The 19,450-nt window shown below is 45.7% G+C and carries 16 protein-coding genes, 1 tRNA gene and 1 pseudogene; 9 read left to right on the top strand and 9 right to left on the bottom strand.

Annotated elements, in window-relative coordinates; translation table 11 throughout:
- Window positions 1-107: 107 nt before the first annotated feature.
- The 3 genes and pseudogenes from QUA34_RS06580 to QUA34_RS06570 all read right to left on the bottom strand — a co-directional run.
- On the bottom strand, window positions 108-1,271 hold the full coding sequence (locus QUA34_RS06580; protein ID WP_333385043.1) for a glycosyltransferase: 1,164 nt from the start codon (window positions 1,269-1,271) through the stop codon (window positions 108-110).
- A gap of 133 nt (window positions 1,272-1,404) precedes the next feature.
- Entirely contained in the window at window positions 1,405-1,632 is a 228-nt protein-coding gene (locus QUA34_RS06575) for a hypothetical protein (protein ID WP_333385040.1), read from the bottom strand.
- 86 nt (window positions 1,633-1,718) lie between these two features.
- Window positions 1,719-1,878: pseudogene (locus QUA34_RS06570) on the bottom strand (GTP-binding protein); the annotation flags it as partial.
- A 112-nt stretch (window positions 1,879-1,990) separates the two neighbouring features.
- Between QUA34_RS06570 and QUA34_RS06565 the strand changes: the two are divergent.
- Window positions 1,991-2,221: a hypothetical protein gene (locus QUA34_RS06565; protein WP_333385037.1), complete on the top strand. Its 231-nt coding sequence runs from the start codon at window positions 1,991-1,993 to the stop codon at window positions 2,219-2,221.
- Window positions 2,222-2,337: 116 nt separating this feature from the next.
- Here QUA34_RS06565 and QUA34_RS06560 read toward each other — a convergent pair whose 3' ends face one another.
- Window positions 2,338-2,739, bottom strand: a complete 402-nt coding sequence (locus QUA34_RS06560) for a fasciclin domain-containing protein (protein WP_333067889.1) — start codon at window positions 2,737-2,739, stop codon at window positions 2,338-2,340.
- 422 nt (window positions 2,740-3,161) lie between these two features.
- Between QUA34_RS06560 and QUA34_RS06555 the strand changes: the two genes are divergently transcribed.
- The 6 genes from QUA34_RS06555 to QUA34_RS06530 all read left to right on the top strand — a co-directional run bounded on the left by QUA34_RS06555 (window position 3,162) and on the right by QUA34_RS06530 (window position 11,560).
- The gene (locus tag QUA34_RS06555; RefSeq protein ID WP_333385034.1) at window positions 3,162-4,199 is read left to right on the top strand and encodes an aldo/keto reductase; all 1,038 of its coding nucleotides are present in this window, start codon (window positions 3,162-3,164) and stop codon (window positions 4,197-4,199) included.
- Between the two features lie 836 nt (window positions 4,200-5,035).
- Window positions 5,036-6,337, top strand: coding sequence for a glycosyltransferase family 1 protein (locus QUA34_RS06550; RefSeq protein ID WP_333385031.1), 1,302 nt, complete (start codon window positions 5,036-5,038; stop codon window positions 6,335-6,337).
- A gap of 129 nt (window positions 6,338-6,466) precedes the next feature.
- A complete protein-coding gene (glf, locus tag QUA34_RS06545; RefSeq protein ID WP_333322965.1) occupies window positions 6,467-7,714 on the top strand; it encodes a UDP-galactopyranose mutase in 1,248 nt (415 codons plus the stop codon).
- Window positions 7,715-7,818: 104 nt separating this feature from the next.
- Window positions 7,819-8,175: an STAS domain-containing protein gene (locus QUA34_RS06540; RefSeq protein WP_333322967.1), complete on the top strand. Its 357-nt coding sequence runs from the start codon at window positions 7,819-7,821 to the stop codon at window positions 8,173-8,175.
- 208 nt (window positions 8,176-8,383) lie between these two features.
- Window positions 8,384-10,267 (top strand): glycoside hydrolase family 2 TIM barrel-domain containing protein, encoded by a 1,884-nt coding sequence (locus QUA34_RS06535; RefSeq protein ID WP_333385027.1) that lies wholly within the window; start codon window positions 8,384-8,386, stop codon window positions 10,265-10,267.
- 144 nt (window positions 10,268-10,411) lie between these two features.
- Window positions 10,412-11,560, top strand: coding sequence for a beta-glucosidase (locus tag QUA34_RS06530; RefSeq protein ID WP_333385024.1), 1,149 nt, complete (start codon window positions 10,412-10,414; stop codon window positions 11,558-11,560).
- Window positions 11,561-11,704: 144 nt separating this feature from the next.
- Here QUA34_RS06530 and QUA34_RS06525 read toward each other — a convergent pair whose 3' ends face one another.
- From QUA34_RS06525 to QUA34_RS06515, 3 genes are all read right to left on the bottom strand, one after another.
- Window positions 11,705-12,739, bottom strand: a complete 1,035-nt coding sequence (locus tag QUA34_RS06525) for a hypothetical protein (RefSeq protein WP_333385022.1) — start codon at window positions 12,737-12,739, stop codon at window positions 11,705-11,707.
- Between the two features lie 270 nt (window positions 12,740-13,009).
- Window positions 13,010-13,082 (bottom strand) — tRNA-Glu (locus tag QUA34_RS06520).
- 87 nt (window positions 13,083-13,169) lie between these two features.
- Window positions 13,170-14,216, bottom strand: coding sequence for a M42 family peptidase (locus QUA34_RS06515; RefSeq protein WP_333385019.1), 1,047 nt, complete (start codon window positions 14,214-14,216; stop codon window positions 13,170-13,172).
- Between the two features lie 204 nt (window positions 14,217-14,420).
- On the opposite strand from QUA34_RS06515, the gene QUA34_RS06510 reads away from it, so the two are divergent.
- Both QUA34_RS06510 and QUA34_RS06505 read left to right on the top strand, forming a co-directional pair.
- On the top strand, window positions 14,421-14,810 hold the full coding sequence (locus QUA34_RS06510; protein WP_333385016.1) for a hypothetical protein: 390 nt from the start codon (window positions 14,421-14,423) through the stop codon (window positions 14,808-14,810).
- A 17-nt stretch (window positions 14,811-14,827) separates the two neighbouring features.
- A complete protein-coding gene (locus tag QUA34_RS06505) occupies window positions 14,828-16,546 on the top strand; it encodes an ATP-binding protein (RefSeq protein WP_333385013.1) in 1,719 nt (572 codons plus the stop codon).
- Between the two features lie 404 nt (window positions 16,547-16,950).
- Here QUA34_RS06505 and QUA34_RS06500 read toward each other — a convergent pair whose 3' ends face one another.
- On the bottom strand, window positions 16,951-17,238 hold the full coding sequence (locus QUA34_RS06500; RefSeq protein WP_333385010.1) for a hypothetical protein: 288 nt from the start codon (window positions 17,236-17,238) through the stop codon (window positions 16,951-16,953).
- Between the two features lie 583 nt (window positions 17,239-17,821).
- A complete protein-coding gene (locus tag QUA34_RS06495; protein WP_445242805.1) occupies window positions 17,822-19,369 on the bottom strand; it encodes an IS5 family transposase in 1,548 nt (515 codons plus the stop codon).
- Window positions 19,370-19,450: the final 81 nt, after the last annotated feature.

Genomic DNA, 19,450 nt, shown 5'->3' with positions numbered 1-19,450 from the left:
ATGTCGGAAGCTTAAACTTGTGGTTCTTATTGTATCTTATATTAATTCCGAACAGCGCGTTACAAGCGCTAATTATCTAAAATTGCCAACTATGCGATCGCACTTTTTTAATTGACCGCTGGAATTGTTGGCAAAAGTACCTCTAGGAGTTGTTCTGCAACGTGTTTCCAGGTAAACCCAGCCGCTACAAATTTGGGGCCTGCTTCGCGAGAGCGATCGCACAAGTCCGGCTGTTCTATAATATTTTTCATTAAGGCGATCGAATGTTCTAAATCTGGCATCATGCGAAATATCGGCTGACCGTTAGAAGTACCTTCTTGAAACGTACTTTCGACGTGCAAAGCAAAATCAGGAGTTGTAAAATCATCCGTCGGGCCGCCTTTAGTGCAGATAAGCGGCAAGCCACAAGCGATTGCTTCTAGTGCGGGCAAATTGAAGCCTTCTGCTAAATAAAGAGATACGTAGGCATCGGCGGCTTGATAAAGTTGAGCCATTTTTGCAAAAGGCAGTGTTTCTCCTATGTAAGCCATGCGCGGCAAAACTTTTTCTGCTTCGTCAAAAGTCAGTTCGTCTAGGTTTTGAGCGATTAGAGAATCCGACTCATATATTGATTCTTCTCCTTTCAATACTAATCTGGCTTCGGGATAACTTTCAACTACAACTGCGAAAGCTTTTAACAATAAATCGATGCCTTTATTGGGAGATCCTGCACCGATATTCAAAAAGACAAATCCGTCCCATCCTAGCTGTTTCCGCAAAGCTTCGCGTTCCGATTTTGTTAAAGGTTTGTAAATATTTGGATCGATGCCGCAGGGTATGACAATTGTGCGAGCGGGATTCGCACCGCTGCGGATAAATCCGGTTTTCGACCACTGGGAAGGCGTAATAATAATTATATCGGAGTTGCTGTGTCCTTCGCGGAGGGAAGCTGCGCCCGTTATTCTAAAGTTTTCGTTGTGCAGAATTCCCCATTCTGTTGTGGCAAACAAGCACGTCCGTTTTGTATTTGAGGGTGCAAAATTGTAAGGTACTGAGATCCGTAAGGTAGCGTCTGCTTTTATAGACGCGGAAGGGTGGGGAATATTTTTTATTGCTGCTTCAGCAGTTGCATCTAACAAACCGATTGCTGGCTGCCAATTTTCGTCGAGATAGGGGATATCTTTGTGGAAAAGTTCTAAATTGGGATATTTCAGCATTTCTAGTAGCTGAAATTGATTGGTTATCGCGTAGGAGTGCGGCAAAAAGCGCCAGCCTTCAACAATTATACGCATTTATTTGTTAGTTGTTAGTTGTTAGTTTTGGTTTGTTACCGCTCGCCCATCACCGATTACCCCTTACCAATGCCCAATTACCTATTACCCGTTACCCTTAACAAAAAGGGTTATTTGGTTACAAAATTATTGATTACAAAGTGGATTTCTCAATTTTATAGCTCGTGTTTTCGGGTAATATGACATCTAGCAACTGGTCTATGGCGTGTTTCCAAGGACAGTTTTTAGCTAGAAAACGGGGGTATGCAATTCTAGCTTTGGCTGTAAGTGCAGGTTGGGCGATAACTGCCTGCATCAACTGGTCAAATGTTCCCAGTGGCGAGCTAAAATAAATAGTTTTTTTTGCTCTTTCCACCGACATAAATTTACTTTCTACTTACTTTTTACGGGCAGTGCAAAGTCTGGGTGAGCGAAATCGTCGGGAATGCCGCCGGCTGGGGCGAATATGGTTGTTTCGACTACTAGATAGTCGATATTTTCTAGGCGTTCTAAAACACTGTAAACTGCATTAATCAATACCGAGAAATCCTGTAATAATTGTAACGGGCAATCCGTGTTTGGGAGCGTCCATCGCCAGTTCTGTTTCGGACTGAGTTGTAGATTGCATAGCTTGAATGTCAAATAATGTCGATCGCACTTTCTTTGTGGCTCTTATTGTATCTTAATTAGGACAAGGCCTGGTAAACCCAGTTTCTCGGAGAAATGTTGGGTTTGGTAGCATGGTATCTACGCATCAACCGGCAATCAGCCCGCGAGTGCAAAATAAGTGGGCCGCTAATTATCGGCAATTGCTAACGCGGTCGATCGCACTTTGTGATTTTTTTGATAAAATTTTTTCCAGAGTACCTGTGGGAGTTAGCCTACAAGCTGTTTTCCCGGTAAATTCAGCAGCGAAAAATTTGGGACGGACTCAAGCTGAGTGCGATCGCCCAATGCCCGCTGCTCTATAATAGTTTTAATTATCGAGCTGCGTAAAATATTTAACTTTCCACTATCAACGAAAACAGGGCGGTGGCTAACAACAGCCACCGCCCTCAAGATAGTATTGCGCTATCTAAATCTGTGCTTACGCAGGAAGCAAGACTGAATCAATAATGTGGATGACACCATTATCAGCAGCAACATCGGCTGTTGTAACGGTAGAATCATTGATTTTGACGCCATTGGAAGCATCAATTTTCACTTCTGAACCTTCCACTGTCTTGGCAGATTTCAGCTTGACCACATCAGCGGCCATAACTTTGCCAGAAACGACATGATAAGTCAAGATTTTTGTGAGCTTAGGAATGTCCTTAAGCAGTGCTTCTACAGTACCTGCGGGAAGCTTAGCAAAAGCTTCGTCAGTAGGCGCAAAAACTGTGAAGGGGCCAGCGCCTTTGAGAGTATCTACTAAACCAGCAGCTTTGACAGCAGCAACTAGGGTTGTAAAAGATCCAGCCGAAACGGCGGTATCAACGATATCAGCCAAGTGAGTCACCTAGTTTTTGTAATCTATAAATCACTATAACGCTAAAAAGTTAATTTAGCTACATTAATTTTTTCTTTAGTTCTGTCTGGTTTTCTGATATTTAAGATAACAATTTTTTATTTAACTTCTTTCATAAAATACCTATCTAAAGATAGATATTTATTTTTAAGTTTTAGTGTATTTTTATTTAGCAATGTAATCCTAAATACATTAGTCAGACGATCGCCCCTGCGCGCTTTTTAAACTAAACGCAGGGGCGATGCTGTCTCGCCCCTGCTACAACATTTTGATTAACTTGGCAAAACATTCAACCTTCAGCGCCACGCTAACAGATTACAAAAGCCCGCCACCCCGACTGATGGCAACAGTTTGGGAAATCCCGATCTAAACTGTTAACAACCACTAACTAGCGGAAGGGTGACATGAGATACAAACTACTAGGTCACAGCGGACTTCGCGTTTCGGAAATCTGCCTCGGAACCATGACTTTTGGGGAAGAGTGGGGTTGGGGGAGCTCCTACGACGAAAGCCGGAAAATGTTCGACGCCTTTGCAGAAGCGGGCGGCAATTTCATTGATACCGCGAATCTCTACACCAACGGTACTAGCGAAAAATATGTCGGTGAGTTCATCGCAGCCGATCGCGAAAAATGGGTAGTTGCCACTAAGTATAGCCTCAACATGAAGAATGGCGAAATCAACGGTTTCGGCAACCACCGCAAAAATATGGTACAAGCAGTAGAGGCAAGTTTGAAGCGATTGCAAGTTGAATACATAGATTTGCTGTGGCTGCACGCTTGGGATTTTACCACACCCGTTGAAGAAGTGATGCGCGCTTTTGACGATTTGGTGCGCGCCGGCAAAATTCTTTATATCGGCATTTCCGATACGCCGGCTTGGATTATTTCTCAAGCAAATACGATCGCTAATCTGCGCGGTTGGACACCATTTATCGGCTTGCAAATCGAGTATTCTTTAAAAGAGCGAACTCCTGAACGGGACTTGATCCCTATGGCAAAAGCCTTTGATATTGGCGTCACAGCTTGGAGTCCGCTAGCAGCAGGTTTGCTGACAGGAAAATACAACACTTCAGAAACAGCCAGCGAAGCTAAACGGCTGAATTCACCTGAATCGGGAAAAATTAACGAACGAGACCTCAAAATTGCGGACGAAGTTAGCAAAATAGCAGCCAAAATTGGCAAACCTGCTTCTCAAGTAGCCTTAAATTGGCTGATCCAACAGCCAGTCGCAGTTATTCCGATTGTGGGTTCGCGCAAACTCTCGCAACTTCAGGAAAATCTCGCTTGTTTGGAGTTTGAATTAACCCCGGAACAAATGCAGCAGTTAGACAAAGTAAGTGCAATTGAATTGGGTTTCCCTCACGATTTCTTAAAGAGTTCGACGGTGCAAGATTTTGCCTTTGGAGGAGGAATCGCCAAAATTGACAGCCGCCGACTGTAAAGTAGCTGCTATTTTCTAGTCGCGGGTTTACGTGGATATTTGGCGTTTGATTGCAGATATCGGCGAAGCCGCCCTGAGAGGGATGATTGACATTTGTGCTGGGGGCGCGAGGTTAAACTGACGCCCACAGCGCAGATGTCATCACCTGGGTTTCTTGCCGCAGACTCGCGCAAAATCTTAGGTTTATCGTTGCGGTTGCCTGGTTTCTTGGGTATTGTTGAGACAGGTGTTCTTCGGTGAGTTTAACCCCACTCTATAAACTGTCAATTGTTAATCTATCGGAAGTCAGAAATGTCGGTCAATCTTCTGTATATTAGGATACAAATTTTCTAAATTAGCGATCGGATGAGTTAAAAAAAAGCAAGGTTTGTCAAATCAAAAAGCAACATAAACTTGATGGCAAATTTTCTCTCATCTTCAAATAAAGCAATAAAACTCGCTCTTTTTTCACCCCGTACCTGCCAGTTAAAAGTCATTTTACAAGGTCGATCGGCATCTTAACGGCTTTTGAACCCAGCGTGCAAGCTAGGTGTCTCCTGAGAGAAAAGTCATCCTTCAGATAGAAGTTAGGGCAAAAAAACTGGGTTACATTTAACAACAATAGCAAGTCAAACCATATTAACTTATCTCTAAGTTTCAATTCTGAAAAAAGCAGATAAGCCTGTTCTTACCGCAGCTAAACAGTTTCTTTGTTTGGCTCACTGAATGCGCCGCTTGCTCGTCAATAAAAGTTCTCAGATTTATGCTTGCGACTTTCAGTAAGACCCTGCTGAGAAATATATCCTATTGACCAATTTTAACGGACAAATTTTCATTGACAAATTCCAGAGGCTAATATGTCGCCCCCAGAAAACTCAGTAAACAATAATTATAGCAATAAAGAGCGAGCATGGGAGATCCGATTTACCTCTATAGATCCAGCCAAATCGCCATCTCAATTCGCTGCGTCGCCCGCATTGCGCGCCAACTTATCAAAAACTGAGGCTTTAGATGCACCAGATTTAGTTTGCCTGTCCCATTTGCGCTGGAATTTTGTCTATCAACGTCCGCAACATCTCTTGAGTCGCTGTGCCAAAACTCGTCGCGTATTCTTTGTAGAAGAACCTGTGTTTAGCGCGGCTACAGATTGGTGGCTTGATGTGAGCATCCACGAAAGCGGAGTCTGGGTAATAGTACCGCACCTGAGTGAAGGAACCAGCGAAGCAACAGCACAAACTGCTCAGCAAGCCATGCTAGATGATTTGTTTCGAGCGGCAGAAATTAGCCAGTACATCCTCTGGTATTACACACCAATGGCTGTCAGTTTCACAAGCCACTTAAAGCCGCTAGCTGTAGTCTACGACTGCATGGATGAACTGTCAGCATTCAAAGGCGCGCACCCGGATTTAAAAGGCAATGAAAACCAATTATTAAAGCGCGCTAGCGTAGTATTTACCGGGGGACACAACCTTTACGAAGCTAAACAGCACCAGCACCCAAACATTCACGCCTTCCCCAGCAGCATCGAAAAAGAACACTTTGCGACAGCCAGGAATCTTTCACAAGAACCGACGGATCAAAAAGACATTCCTCACCCGCGTTTGGGATTTTATGGCGTTATAGACGAACGCATGGATATCGAACTGCTGGGGGGCATTGCCCAAGCAAGGCCGGACTGGCATTTAGTCATCATTGGCCCGGTGGCAAAAATCGATCCGACAACTCTGCCAACTCACCCAAATATCCACTATCTCGGCGGCAAATCTTATCAACAACTGCCAGCGTATCTTGGCGGATGGGATATCGCTATGCTGCCTTTTGCGATCAACGAATCGACTAAGTTTATTAGTCCCACGAAAACTCCAGAATACCTCGCTGCCGGCAAACCGGTGATTTCTACTCCTATCCGCGACGTGGTGCGGCCGTACGGAGAAAACGGCTTGGTTCGGATTGCTAGCAATTCTGAAGAATTCGTTGCTTGTGCCGAAGAAATCCTCAGCGAAAGTTCGGACGTTCACACCAAGTGGCTGAGCGAAGTAGACGCCTTTTTAGCAGACAATTCTTGGGACAATACCTGGGGCGAAATGCTGGGGTTGATCGAAAGTGCGATCGACGAGAAACGGCAGAAAGCCGAAGCCAAGATGAAAGTTTTAAGTTAGGAATGTTGAGGTTGAAGTTAAAGAGTTACACTTTACGGATTCAAAACTTAACACTCAACATTCCTCGCTGTATGTCCAATTACCAATTATTCCTTACCCTTACCCTTACCCACAATCAGAGGTGTTTCAATGTTTGACTATTTAATCGTCGGAGCCGGATTTGCAGGTAGCGTCATTGCCGAAAGACTAGCAAATGAGGCTGGAAAAACAGTCCTGATAATTGATACCCGCAACCACATCGGCGGCAACGCATACGATCACTACGACAACCACGGCATCCTCGTACACAAATACGGCCCCCACATTTTTCACACCAATTCGCGCCCTGTTTTCGAGTATCTTTCGCGTTTCACCGAGTGGCGGCCTTACGAACACCGAGTCCTCGCCAGTGTTGACGGTCAACTGCTGCCAATTCCGATCAATCTCAACACCGTAAACAAACTTTACGGACTGAATCTCACCTCATTTGAAGTCGAAGATTTCTTCGCAAAAGTAGCAGAACCAAAAGATTACATTCGCACTTCCGAAGATGTCGTTGTCAGCAAAGTCGGTCGCGAACTTTACGAGAAATTCTTCCGCAACTACACCCGCAAACAGTGGGGCATGGACCCGTCAGAACTCGACAACTCAGTGATTGCGCGCGTACCCACTCGCACTAACCGGGACGATCGCTATTTCACCGATACCTATCAAGCAATGCCGCTGCACGGCTACACTCGGATGTTTGAAAAGATGCTTTCTCACCCAAACATCAAGGTGATGCTGAATACCGACTACCGGGAGATTGAGGGTTTTATCCCTTACGGAGAAATGATTTACACCGGGCCAGTCGATTCCTATTTCAATTATTGCTACGGCAAACTTCCTTACCGTTCCTTGGAATTCAAGCACGAAACACTGAACGTAGCCGTACACCAAGAAGCACCGGTGGTAAATTACCCCAACGAGCATTTATATACTCGCTGCACCGAGTTTAAATACCTCACCGGACAAGAGCATCTAAAAACTAGCATTGTCTACGAATATCCCCAAGCTGAGGGAGACCCTTACTACCCAGTTCCGCGTCCAGAAAATGCCGAAATTTACAAGAAATATAAGGCTTTGGCTGATGCAACTCCGGGAGTATCTTTCGTGGGAAGGCTGGCGACTTACAGGTATTACAACATGGATCAAGTGGTCGCTCAAGCTCTGACAACTTACAAACAAATTACTACCAAGCCGGTGATTGAATTGGTAGAAAATGTTAACGCTTCTGCCTCTAATGTAAGCTCATCCAATGGAGTTTCCCATCGCCCAGCCGCAGCTTCTCTAGAAGTCGCTGCTGTCAACCAGGGCAACAGCAATGGCAACGGCAACGGCAAATCTGTTAGCAAGTAGCTGGAAGTTGCGAGTTCCTGGTAAAAAGGTAAGGTGCTGATTGAGCACCTTACTAGGTTTTTATCAAAAGTTATTTAATAATTCAAACAAGCTTTGAGGTAAAAATGAACGTTCTAGTTAAAATTGTTTTGTCTCATGAGGTTTTGGAAGTTTCTCAATTTGCTCAGTTTCAGAAAGAAATACAGCGCCTCATTGAAAGCGGTGGCAAAATTCTGATGCTGGATTTCTCAAAAATAAATTTCCTGAAAAATTCCGAGTTAATGGCTGTAGTGGCGATCGTGAAATTAGTGAGAGACAGCGAATGTATACTTTTGATCTCTGCCATGAGCGAACAAGTTAGAATTCTCTTTGAACTCACGGGACTACAGCAAATATTTCAGTGTTTGCCGTTTGCAGAAGACTTTTATCTCAAAAGTGACCCAACTGAACCGTTAGGAGGTTTGCAAAGTCTTGCTAGCTAGAGGAAGAGGGGGAGAGGGGGAGAGTGGCGCATAGGAAAAATCTTCCTGGTTTATTCTTTTTTCTTTTGACTAATGACTTCAGCACAAGAGAGCCTTCAGATGAGGCTGTTTTAATGGGCAGAACTTTTGCAAATTAATCAGCAAAAAACTTGTCAAAGTGGTGGTAATTGTAGCTAACCTATAAATATAACTTTGGGTAGATGTGCCGATGAGTTGGTTAGGTAGAGAACTAGAAAATTGTGAAATAGAAGAGTCTGCAACTCTTGATAGTAAGGTGACTGTTCAAGGACGGAAAACAGGTTATCCGCGCCCCCAACTGCGCCGGAGCAACTGGATTTGTCTCAATGGTCAGTGGAAGTTTGCTTACGATGACGCGGGCCACTGCGTGCAGCCGATCGATATTTCTGAGTGGACTCACACTATAGAAGTGCCGTTTGCTCCAGAATCCGCAAAAAGTGGGATCGGCGACACAAATTTTCACGCCAACTGCTGGTATGAACGCGAATTTGACGTACCCCACACAGAAGGCAGAGTTCTCCTCCACTTTGGGGCCGTAGACTACCGCGCCCGCGTCTGGGTGAACGGTCAGTTTGTCATAGAACACGAAGGCGGACACACTCCTTTCACCGCAGACATTACAGCAATTGTGAACCTCAACGGGCCGCAGCGGGTGACAGTCTGGGCCCAAGACGACCCGCAAGATTTGGAGAAACCGCGCGGCAAGCAAGACTGGCAAATAGAGCCGCACAGTATTTGGTATCCGCGCACGACCGGGATTTGGCAGACAGTCTGGGTAGAATTGGTGCCTCACACTTATATCGAGCGCATCCGCTGGACTCCGCAGTTTGAACGCTGGGAAATCGGTTTTGAAGCGTTTGTCGCGGGCGATCGCCAGTCGGGAATCCAGATTAAAGTTAAACTGTCGATCGGCTGTTTGCTGCTAGTCAACGACACCTACGAAGTCATCAACGGCGAAATCCACCGCCGTATCGCCCTCTCGGACCCTGGTATCGACGACTACCGCAACGAATTGCTGTGGAGCCCCGAAAAACCTACGTTAATTAACGCTCAAGTACAGTTGTGGGCCGACGGGAAACTCCTCGACGAGGTAAAATCTTATACCGCGATGCGGACTGTCAGCATCCAGCGCGATCGCTTCATGCTCAACGGCCGCCCCTACTATTTGCGACTGGTGCTCGACCAAGGTTACTGGCCCGACACCATGATGACTGCCCCTTCCGACGAAGCTTTGCGCCACGATGTCGAATTAGTCAAAGCAATGGGTTTCAACGGCGTCCGCAAGCACCAAAAAATCGAAGACCCCCGATTTTTGTACTGGGCTGACGTGCTGGGGCTCCTAGTTTGGGAAGAAATGCCCAGCGCCTACCGCTTCACTCCCAAAGCCGTACAACGGCTGACGCGGGAGTGGACAGAAGTCATCGACCGCGACGCCAGCCACCCCTGTATCGTAGTCTGGGTACCGTTCAACGAATCTTGGGGAGTTCCGAATTTAGTCGAAGCCGCAGCCCACCGCAACTACGTGCAAGCGCTGTATTTCTTAACCAAAACCCTCGATCCGACTCGCCCCGTCATCGGTAATGACGGCTGGGAAAGCATCGATACCGACATCCTGGCGATTCACGACTACGACAACAACCCGCAAACACTAGCTAAGCGCTACGGGCCCGAAGTCCAGCTAGCAGATTTGTTTGATCGCGGGCGTCCCGGCGGGCGAGTCCTCACCCTCGACGGCCACCCGCACCAAGGACAGCCGATGATGCTGACAGAATTCGGTGGCATCGCCTGCGCCGGCCACGAAAACCCGGATTTTTACAGGGTTTGGGGCTACGTGCGCGCATGGGACACGAAGGAACTGCAAAGGCGCTACACCGCGCTGCTGAAGGTGGTAAACCAAGTGGAAATGTTCAGTGGATTTTGTTACACGCAGTTAACCGATACTTACCAAGAAGCTAACGGTTTGCTGTATGCCGATCGCACTCCCAAATTTCCCCTAGAGACGATGGCTGCGGCAACTCTCGGCTGGGATATTCCCGAAGAAAGTTCACAGCCGCAAGCTATTACTCAGTGCTAATCGGGCATGGGGCATGGGGCATGGGGCATGGGGGATCGGTTATTAGTTATTAGTTATTAGTTATTAGTTAATTGCTAACAATTACCAATTTCTAAATTCCTAATGCCCAATGCCCCATGCCCCATGCCCAATGCCTAATGCCCAATGCCCAATGACCCATTACCCATTCGATTGATGTTTCAAAGTTTTTTCATGGGCGGATTTGAATGTTCCACCCACAGAGTGCAATCTGGAAAACGCCTCGATGTCACAGCCGCCACCGGTCACGATAAATTTGCAGCAGCCGACTACCAACGCTTGCAGGAACAAGGCATTTATACAGTCCGCGAAGGCCTCCGCTGGCACTTAATTGAACAGACACCCGGAAAATACGATTTTTCCAGTTCCCTGCCAATTATCCGGGCCGCCCGCGACATGAAAATGCAGGTAATTTGGGATTTGTTTCACTACGGCTGGCCAGACGATATTGATATTTTCAGTCCCGAATTTGTGTCCAGGTTTGCAAACATGGTGCGCGCTTTTATGGAAGTGCTAACTGAGGAAACAGACCAAACACCTTTCGTGACACCTGTCAATGAAATTTCATTTATTGCTTGGGCAGGCGGCGATGTTGCCTACATCAATCCGTTTGCAAAAGGGCGGGGAGACGAGATCAAAATCCAGTTAGTCAAAGCTGCGATCGCAGCGATAGAGTCAGTTTGGGAAGTCAATCCCCGCACTCGCATCGTTCAAATCGATCCCACAATTAACATTATTGCCGATCCTGACAAACCGGAGGATCGGGACGCAGCGGAAGGTTATCGCTTATCTCAATATCAAGCTTGGGATATGTTGGCTGGACGTTTTCGCCCGGAACTTGGCGGCAAGGAAAAATATCTCGATATTATTGGGGTGAATTATTACGATCGCAATCAGTGGATTCACAATGAAGAGCCGATGAAATACACCGATCCGCTGTATCGCCCGTTTCGTGAAATGCTGCAAGAAGTGTTTGAGCGCTACCGCCGCCCCTTATTCATCGCAGAAACAGGTACTGAAGACGATTTTAGACCTGTCTGGTTTAATTATGTGTGCACTGAGGTAATGGGGGCGATGAAAGCAGGAGTTCCGATAGAGGGAATCTGCTTGTATCCGATTGTCAACCACCCAGGTTGGGACGACGACAGGCACTGTTACAATGGTTTGTGGGATTATTGCAATGAATCTGGCGATCGGGAAATTTACCAGCCTTTGGCGGATGAATTGCAGTTTCAAAGGCAGCAGATTGAACCGTTGTTGAAGTTGCGAGATTGATGATTGCTATATAATAATGAAACCCAACAAAAGTTGATGTTGGGTTTCACTAATTTCAACCCAACCTACTACAGAAATTTCGATCGAGCGGACACGATCTAATATCCCTTCTCACAACTTTGTAATCTATCCCACATCTTCGTTTTAAACTTTTTCACTTTGCCTGGCTTTTGCTTCCAACTCTGCCATTTTTTCCATCCTTAGTTCATGTAATGTCTTCTTAATAGAACTAAGCATTGCCCATTCATAAATATTTATAGAAGACCAACCAGTAACTTTCTTTCCCCAATTATTATAGGAGATTTCTTCCCCATTAAATCTGACAAATGTATCATCAATTATTATAGATTCAGAGCTTTCAAAATTTTTAATTTCAATGCTATCCCCAGCTTTGATTAATTCCCACTCAAACAACTGGTCCATTCGAGGTAGCCAAGTTCTATTAAAGGCAGAAGCAGTGGATATAATTTCTTCCTTGATTGTAGAAGATTCTCCGGCTAAACCCACGTAAAAATCATCCAGTTGTGCCGGAGGCAAAATTTTATCAATACTCAAAAAACCTTGCTCTCCTATAAAAACAGGAGTGATATTAAGACAGATGGCGTCTACCCCATTTGCAATCAACCAAGCAACAGCAGAAAGGGTTTGCTCATCAAAGGATGAGGCTATAAGTATTATTCGTTGTTTTTTGTTAAAGGTTTTGAGTGCGTCATTGCTTGACAAGAATTTATTCAACTCTCGTCTCGCTTTTTCACTAGGAGTCAAATCACCTAATTCATACTCATCTTTGTGGATCTCTATATACGAACTATAGACCAACTCTACAAGGGATTCAGGTGTCGAAATTTTGGCATAACTCGCGGCATACCTGATAGCTTGAAATTCAAAAGGTTCTTTTCTGGCTTTGATGTCTTGTACGTCGCGTTTAATTTCGATTAGAACAATATTGCCATCTGCATCAATGGCAGTCAGGTCGCTAATCCCGTTACTCGCATTACGAACTTGTTGACCTACAACTAGAAGAGTTTGGTCATCCCCAAAGAGCAAATTAATGTTTTTGCGTAAGAACTCTTCAATATGTCTTTCCTGTAAGTTTAAGTCTTTAAAGTTTCTGACTTTTATTTCTATTGCTTCGTTCCTTTGGATGCCGCTGTGGTCGAAAGTAACAGGTATGTACATCGCACTCCCTTTGCTGCTATTAGCTGTCTAAGTGTTCAACTATATTGAGCCTATGTATCGGCTCAATAATCCGGGGTAAATCGCTCAACGCTGCAGCAGGAACCAAACTAAATCAAGCCGATTTTTGCCGTTGCTGCGGGATCTCACGTGTCTTCTCAGCAAAAACCCGGTTTCTGGCTATCCGTGCGTAAGTCCTAATAGCAATAAGGGCGGGCAAAATGCCCACCCCACATACTAGATATCACTTTGATATCAGACTTAAATTTTCAATACCCCCAGGGGAATTCGAATCCCCGTCGCATCCGTGAAAGGGATGTGTCCTAGGCCTCTAGACGATGGGGGCGCGTCGTTGCGTTTGCTTGTGTTCCGCACCTTTATTACCTTAACTAATCTTTCCCAATCTGTCAACTACTTTGCGAAACTTTTTTTTCTAGTCGTCCGAAAGCTCGTCACAGTAGGCTTTGAGGATGGCGGCGCAATTGCCGATCGCCCCGAGATGAGCAATTTCAAACCCGTGGGTGTTCTGGGTGGGGAAAGCCAAACAAGCGGCGCGGGCTACGTGACCGAACTTCATGGCGATCGAAGCATCGCTCCCAAAACCGCTAATTACCGCCAACTGCACCTCTACATCGGCTGCTGTGGCTGCTGCGCGCAATTGGGCGTTCAATCCTTCATCGTAGACTCCGTAGCCGTCCTGAACCAGCAAGACCGGGTTTTCGCTGTCACGAATCGGGTATTCCGGCGCCAGAGGGCAAATTTCCAAAGCGATCAGCGCGTCCAACGGCTGGCGCTGGGTGAAATACAAAGCTCCGATCGCCCCAACCTCCTCCTTCGCTGACGCTACCAAGTAAACATTCACCGCAGGCTCTTTCAAACATTCCGCCAGAGCCAGCAAAATCGCCACTGAAGCCTTGTTGTCCAGAGTGTAGCTGGCGATCCAATCCTTCAACCGCAGCGGGCGCTTGCGGTGCTTTCCCACCACCATCCGCGTGCCCGGTCGAATTCCGGCCTCGGCTAATTCCTCGGCGGTACACTTAGTTTCGATCCAGGCATTTTCCCACTTTAAAGAAACATCTTCCTGCTGAGCTTTCTGAGGAGATTCGTGAGAAACATGGCGGGAACCGAAGCTGAGAATCCCGCTAATTGTTTGCTTGTCTCCGAGCAAATCCACCACGCCTTCGCCGTAAACCCAAGGAAATGCGCCGCCCAATCTGCGGACTTCCACGCGGCCACTCTCGCCTATTGTTTTAACTAGGGCGCCAATTTCGTCTTTGTGGGCGGTAATGGCGATCGACTTTTCGGGATTGCGGCCCTTAATTAGGGCGATTGCATTATCCGCGCGATCGAGCCAAGCATTCACTCCTAGGGCGGCGAATTTTTCCATCAACCGCTGGTTAATTTCCGACTCCGCACCGCTGGGTGAGTGCAGCATTACTAATTCTTCGATTGTTTGGAACAGGCGATCGAACTCTAACATTTTTTATTTTAGTTTTTAGGAGCGAATTTTGACGACATATATTAAATCACATTTACCCACTATTTCCCGGCGGTACACTTAGTTTCAATTCAGGCATTTTCCCACTTGAAAGAAACATCTTCCTGCTGAGCTTTTTGAGGAGCGTAGGAATGAAGCAATTGGAGGCAGCAAAGGGCCATTGAGTAACAAGATTCATGCGATCGCGTGGATGCGTTGAGCAATCCGTTGGGGTTTCACCTCACCCCCGACAAACTGGTGACGCGAGTAGGAGGCGACCAACTGCAGCCATTACTGGTGGCGGATACACTGCTGGCTAACAAGGGCTATGATCCAGATCAGCGTGTGATTGACCGCCTCAATGCCGAGGGGAAGATCACCGTCATTTCACCTCGCCGCAATTGCAAGACCCTGGAAACTTACGATGCTCAATTGTACAAAGCCCGTCATTTGATTGAGAACTTTTTCCCCAAGCTCAAGCAGTATCAGGCAATCGCGACGCGCTATCACCCTAGGGCGGTGAACTTTCCGGCGTGCGATTCTTCTGGCTGCTGCGGTCATCTGGTTGAATTGATGACACCCCCTAAATTAACTTGACAGTGCCGTAAACTAATATGCCTGACCTCTTGAGCACCTTCTTTTCTAATAATTTCATTCCTCACGGGCATTGTTACCTCTGGAAACCGGGGTTAGTCTGGCTGCACTTAACGTCCGATGCCTTGACTACCCTCGCTTATTACTCGGTGGCGTTTGCCATTGTTTACTTTACGAATGAGCGTAAGGATCTGCCTGCTCACACCGTGATGCTGCTGGTGGGTTTCTTTTTTATCTTTGCATTATGTGGCACGACGCACCTGATGGGAATAGTGACACTTTGGCACCCCATTTATTGGGTTTCAGGACTGATCAAAGCTGTCACTGGTGTTTGGTCTTTCTATACGTTCACCTTTTTACTGATTCCCTTAATTCCAGTGGCACTCGATACGCCCAGTCCAGCTCAACTTGCCTTTACAAACCAGGAACTAGAAGAGAGTCGCCGCCGTATCCAGGCGATTAATGTGGAGCTAGAGCAACGGGTGCAGGAACGCACTGCCCAACTGGAAGCTTCTAATCGCACCAAAGACGAATTATTGATGCGTGAACAAATAATTCGGGCAGACGCAGAGGCAGCCAACCGTGCCAAGGATGAGTTTCTCTCGATTCTTTCTCATGAACTCAGAACTCCTCTCAATGCGATCTTAGGGTGGTCAACGATGTTAAGGCAGAAAAACCTGAGTGAGGATAAGGTGGCGCGGGCTTTGGAGACGATCGAGCGAAACGCGAAGTCTCAAGCCCAGCTCATCGAAGACATCCTCGATGTTTCTCGCATTATCACAGGTAAACTGCGCCTCCGAGTCCGTCCTGTCAACCTCGTGCCGGTGATTGAATCGGCGATTGAGTCTGTACAGTTGGCGGCTGAGGCAAAGTCTATTCGCCTGCAAAGCGTGCTCGATTCAGAAGCTGGCCCGCTCTTGGGTGATGCCGATAGGTTGCAGCAAGTTGTATGGAATCTACTTTCTAATGCCCTCAAATTTACGCCTAAAGACGGGCGAGTCCAGATTCGTTTGCAGCGGGTTAATTCCCATGTTGAAATTACTGTCAGCGATACTGGGGCAGGCATCAGCTCGGACTTTCTACCGTTTGTCTTCGATCGCTTCAGCCAGCACGACAGCACGACCACTCGCAGTTATGGGGGGTTGGGTTTAGGGTTAGCCATTGTGCGTCAATTAGTTGAATTACATGGCGGGACTGTAACAGTAGTGAGTCCAGGGATAGGACAGGGGACGACCTTTACAGTCAAACTGCCCGTGATGATTATCCATCTACCACCGAGCGATCCAGAGCCATTAAACTCGATCGTCGAGGCGCATGGGAGGTTTCAGGCCTCGCCGACCCTTGAAGGCTTACAAATCTTAGTTGTAGAGGACGAGGCTGACGCGCTAGAGTTGCTGAGCACAATTCTCGAAAAGTATGGTGCTGATGTCATGGCTGTGGCTTCGGTCAAGGAGGCCTTGACCATTATCGAAACCGCAACTGATCGCAGCCCCGATGTTTTAGTGAGCGATATTGGGATGCCGGATGAGGATGGCTACTCCCTGATCCGCAAGTTGCGTCAATTTGAAGTGCAGCGGGGCGGTAGGCTACCCGCGATCGCGCTGACGGCTTATGCCCGGAATGACGATCGTCAGCAGGCACTATTAGCAGGTTTTCAGATGCACTTGACAAAACCCGTAGATGCTGCCGAGTTAGTGGCGGTGGTGGCAAGCCTCACCGGACGTACAAGCAGGTGCTAAAACCCAGGTGTTCTTGAACAAATGTTGCGTTTGAGAATAATGGGCTTCTTGTCAGCTTGGGGTGAAGGCTAGCGGTTGTGCCAAATCAAGCTTGTGAGGTTATCTGCTCAATAAGTAGGGGGAGCAGTTATTCTAGCTACCAGGATAAGCCCAAGGGAAGAAGAGAAGATTTTTCTAGAATAATAGTCCCCAAAGATGGAATATTTCCCAGTTGAGAAATGCGGTCACGCACATACTCAAAAAACTGATTGCCAACTGACAAGTAATAGCAACAATAGACATAAAAGTATCCCAAGCCTTAGTCCCCTCAATAGTCTGATTCCCATAGCTAATATTACGGTGCTGCACCATAGTCCGGGCAGCTAACTCCGCCGGATTATTATGCAAAGGTAATTCAGGATGCTCTAAAACCCGCTCGCAACAAGAAATGCTTTGGCAGCAGTTAATTGTTTTCGTTGATACAATAACTCATAACCGCTTAAAGTGTCAAAAAGTTGCCAAAATTTAGACTTTAATTCCCGTGCAGCTTCTGCACTCGGGCAATCTTTGTAAGCTAATAATTCCCGGTAATAATCCCAAAAATCTTTGAGAAACTGCTCTAAAATCACTGGATGGCAGGCTACTACTGGACCTAACTTCTGGCAATAAGCCTGTGGCAAAAAAATATGTGTGAGCCTTAAAACTTTGCTCAACTTTAGGTCAAAGTTTGAGTTATTGGGTAGATTGGCATCTGCTTAAACTTGCCTAGCCTGCTAGATTATAAAAATGGCTAAAATTTCCATAATGGCACAAAAATATTTTGCAAGAGATCTCTTATATCCCGTCTTAAAGGAAGGAGAGTTGTAAGGATTCAGGTCATGCGAAAAGCAGTAAAACCTATACGCTGTAAACATTTGGTGGAATAATCATCAAATATCCATTCTTATTAAGAAATCCTGAAAATTTTTATTTTCGTACCTATTGAAAATTAAGCTGTTGATTTAGCGAATACTTGAATTCTATAAGTCTTTCTGTGGCTACGTTTCAGATACCTGAATCCTTACGGAGAGTTGATTATTCAATGGGACTAAAAAACACAAATCATGGTAATTTTGTATCACAGTTTAAATGCACAACAGCTTATCTAAACTATCCTTATATTTTGGTTGGTTTATCCTTGGTTATAAATAGACCTCTTGCAAAAAAAATCTATGTTAGAATTAAAGGTTTTGAGTTTTAGACCTGAGAGCCAACTCATAATTGTCAAGTGCTGATATAACCTGCAATCTGCTCTACTTAGGGTTTGCTGAATAATCGATCGCCAACCAAGAGCAGGAGCGATGGATATCCTGTAGCTCGATTTAATATAAGTTTTTCTGTGTTAATTTGCTTCAGATATAATTGAACTTTATTCTCAATCTCAAAACAGGTGTTGTTTGGTCTGCTCGGCATAAAAACACACAAAAAAACCCGGTGCAACCAGGTAGAAAGGTTAATTACTAAAAAAGTAATTGCAATGGCTGTAGAGGAAGTATTACTAAGTTTTGCCATCACTCGGTTCAAGCTAAATCTTCGTTTACCCTGTCCAAATTTTCCTTCAATTGCCTGACGAATTTTTTCGTCTTCTGCGGCTTGCTTCTTTTTTTCTTTACTCACATTTGCTGGAGGTCTTCCTAGGGGAGGTCCACTCAGCCTAATTCCTCTTTCTTTGCACCATGCTCGGTTTTCTCTTGTACGATAAATGCGATCTGCGTGAACTGATGCAGGATAGTATCCTGTGAATCTATAATAGGCTTCTACTTGTGCTTTTAAGTCCCCTGATTCATTAAAGTTATCCCAGCTTATTCGGTCTAAAAATATATACCCCTCAAAGCAACTGGCTGACAGTTTGGCTCCAAATTCTACATTTTTTCCGGCTTTTCCTCTGACTATAGGACGGATGTAAGGTTGGCTTAAGCTTACTATTCTGTCCGATATGCTCTGTTTATTATTGTCAAATAACCATTGCTGTTGGCGAGCGACTTCTGTGAGGACTAGCAAGGTTTTATATTGCTTTTTATTCAGACCTTCTAGGCTCGCACCTAAATCGATTAGCTGTTCAATATGACCTAAATTTCTTTTGATATATTGCAATTGTTTTTTAATTGCCTGTCTTCTTTTGTTGCGAGAAGGTCGTTTTTGTTTGGCTATGAATAAGTAATCTTTTCTGGCTTTTTTGCGGTAGGTTCTGGGTTTTTTGGAAATTTGATTTTTGAGGAATTTATAGAGGATGTCTATGATTTTTTCGGTATGAACTCGGGCTTGATTTAATAGTCCTATGTCGGTCGGATAGCTGATGTCGGCGGGGGCGCAGGTGGCATCTACAATCAGTTTTCCTCGATTTGATGACTCATTTTTTTCGTCCGAATCCTTTTTTTTTTCGGGTGGGCTTGGGGTGGTTTCTAGAAGTTTTTCTATTGTGCGTTCGTTCACTTTATTGATTAGGTCCGCACCGATACGTTGGCGGAAGTGAACTAATAGTGATGGGTCAAATGGCAGTTCATTACTGTATGTTAATTGACCGATAAAGTATTGTAGGTATGGGTTTTCGCGGATTTGTTCTACGGTTTCCCGATCGCTGATGCCCAGTTTTTCTTTGATGATTAATGCCCCCAAAGCCATCCGAAAAGATTTGGCTGGCGCGCCCTTTTCTGTAGGGAAATTTTTAGCATATTCTGCTTCAAATTCATTCCAAGGGATGAGTGATGCCATTTTTACCCAACGGTTGTCTGCTGACAACTTTCCCCCGAAGGGCAGTTCAAACTCGGATGGGGGACTAAGAGCAAGCTCAACTTTTCGGTACACGTTCGTAGATGGTGATGCACGGGTTTTGACCTATTTTACCAGTCAATCTTGCACTTTACTCTCGATCGCACGCTCTCTTAA

It is taken from the genome of Microcoleus sp. POL10_C6, assembly GCF_036701585.1.
Taxonomy (GTDB): domain Bacteria; phylum Cyanobacteriota; class Cyanobacteriia; order Cyanobacteriales; family Microcoleaceae; genus Microcoleus.
Note: the sequence above shows the minus strand (reverse complement) of the source record. Positions and strands in the feature narration are given on the sequence as shown.

Bases quoted from the DNA above. Each gene is read 5' to 3' on its own strand.
- QUA34_RS06580 (WP_333385043.1), bottom strand. From the start codon at position 1,271: ATGCGTATAATTGTTGAAGGCTGGCGCTTTTTGCCGCACTCCTACGCG.
- QUA34_RS06575 (WP_333385040.1), bottom strand. From the start codon at position 1,632: ATGTCGGTGGAAAGAGCAAAAAAAACTATTTATTTTAGCTCGCCACTG.
- QUA34_RS06565 (WP_333385037.1), top strand. From the start codon at position 1,991: ATGGTATCTACGCATCAACCGGCAATCAGCCCGCGAGTGCAAAATAAG.
- QUA34_RS06555 (WP_333385034.1), top strand. From the start codon at position 3,162: ATGAGATACAAACTACTAGGTCACAGCGGACTTCGCGTTTCGGAAATC.
- QUA34_RS06550 (WP_333385031.1), top strand. From the start codon at position 5,036: ATGTCGCCCCCAGAAAACTCAGTAAACAATAATTATAGCAATAAAGAG.
- glf (WP_333322965.1), top strand. From the start codon at position 6,467: ATGTTTGACTATTTAATCGTCGGAGCCGGATTTGCAGGTAGCGTCATT.
- QUA34_RS06540 (WP_333322967.1), top strand. From the start codon at position 7,819: ATGAACGTTCTAGTTAAAATTGTTTTGTCTCATGAGGTTTTGGAAGTT.
- QUA34_RS06535 (WP_333385027.1), top strand. From the start codon at position 8,384: ATGAGTTGGTTAGGTAGAGAACTAGAAAATTGTGAAATAGAAGAGTCT.
- QUA34_RS06530 (WP_333385024.1), top strand. From the start codon at position 10,412: ATGCCCAATGACCCATTACCCATTCGATTGATGTTTCAAAGTTTTTTC.
- QUA34_RS06525 (WP_333385022.1), bottom strand. From the start codon at position 12,739: ATGTACATACCTGTTACTTTCGACCACAGCGGCATCCAAAGGAACGAA.
- QUA34_RS06515 (WP_333385019.1), bottom strand. From the start codon at position 14,216: ATGTTAGAGTTCGATCGCCTGTTCCAAACAATCGAAGAATTAGTAATG.
- QUA34_RS06505 (WP_333385013.1), top strand. From the start codon at position 14,828: ATGCCTGACCTCTTGAGCACCTTCTTTTCTAATAATTTCATTCCTCAC.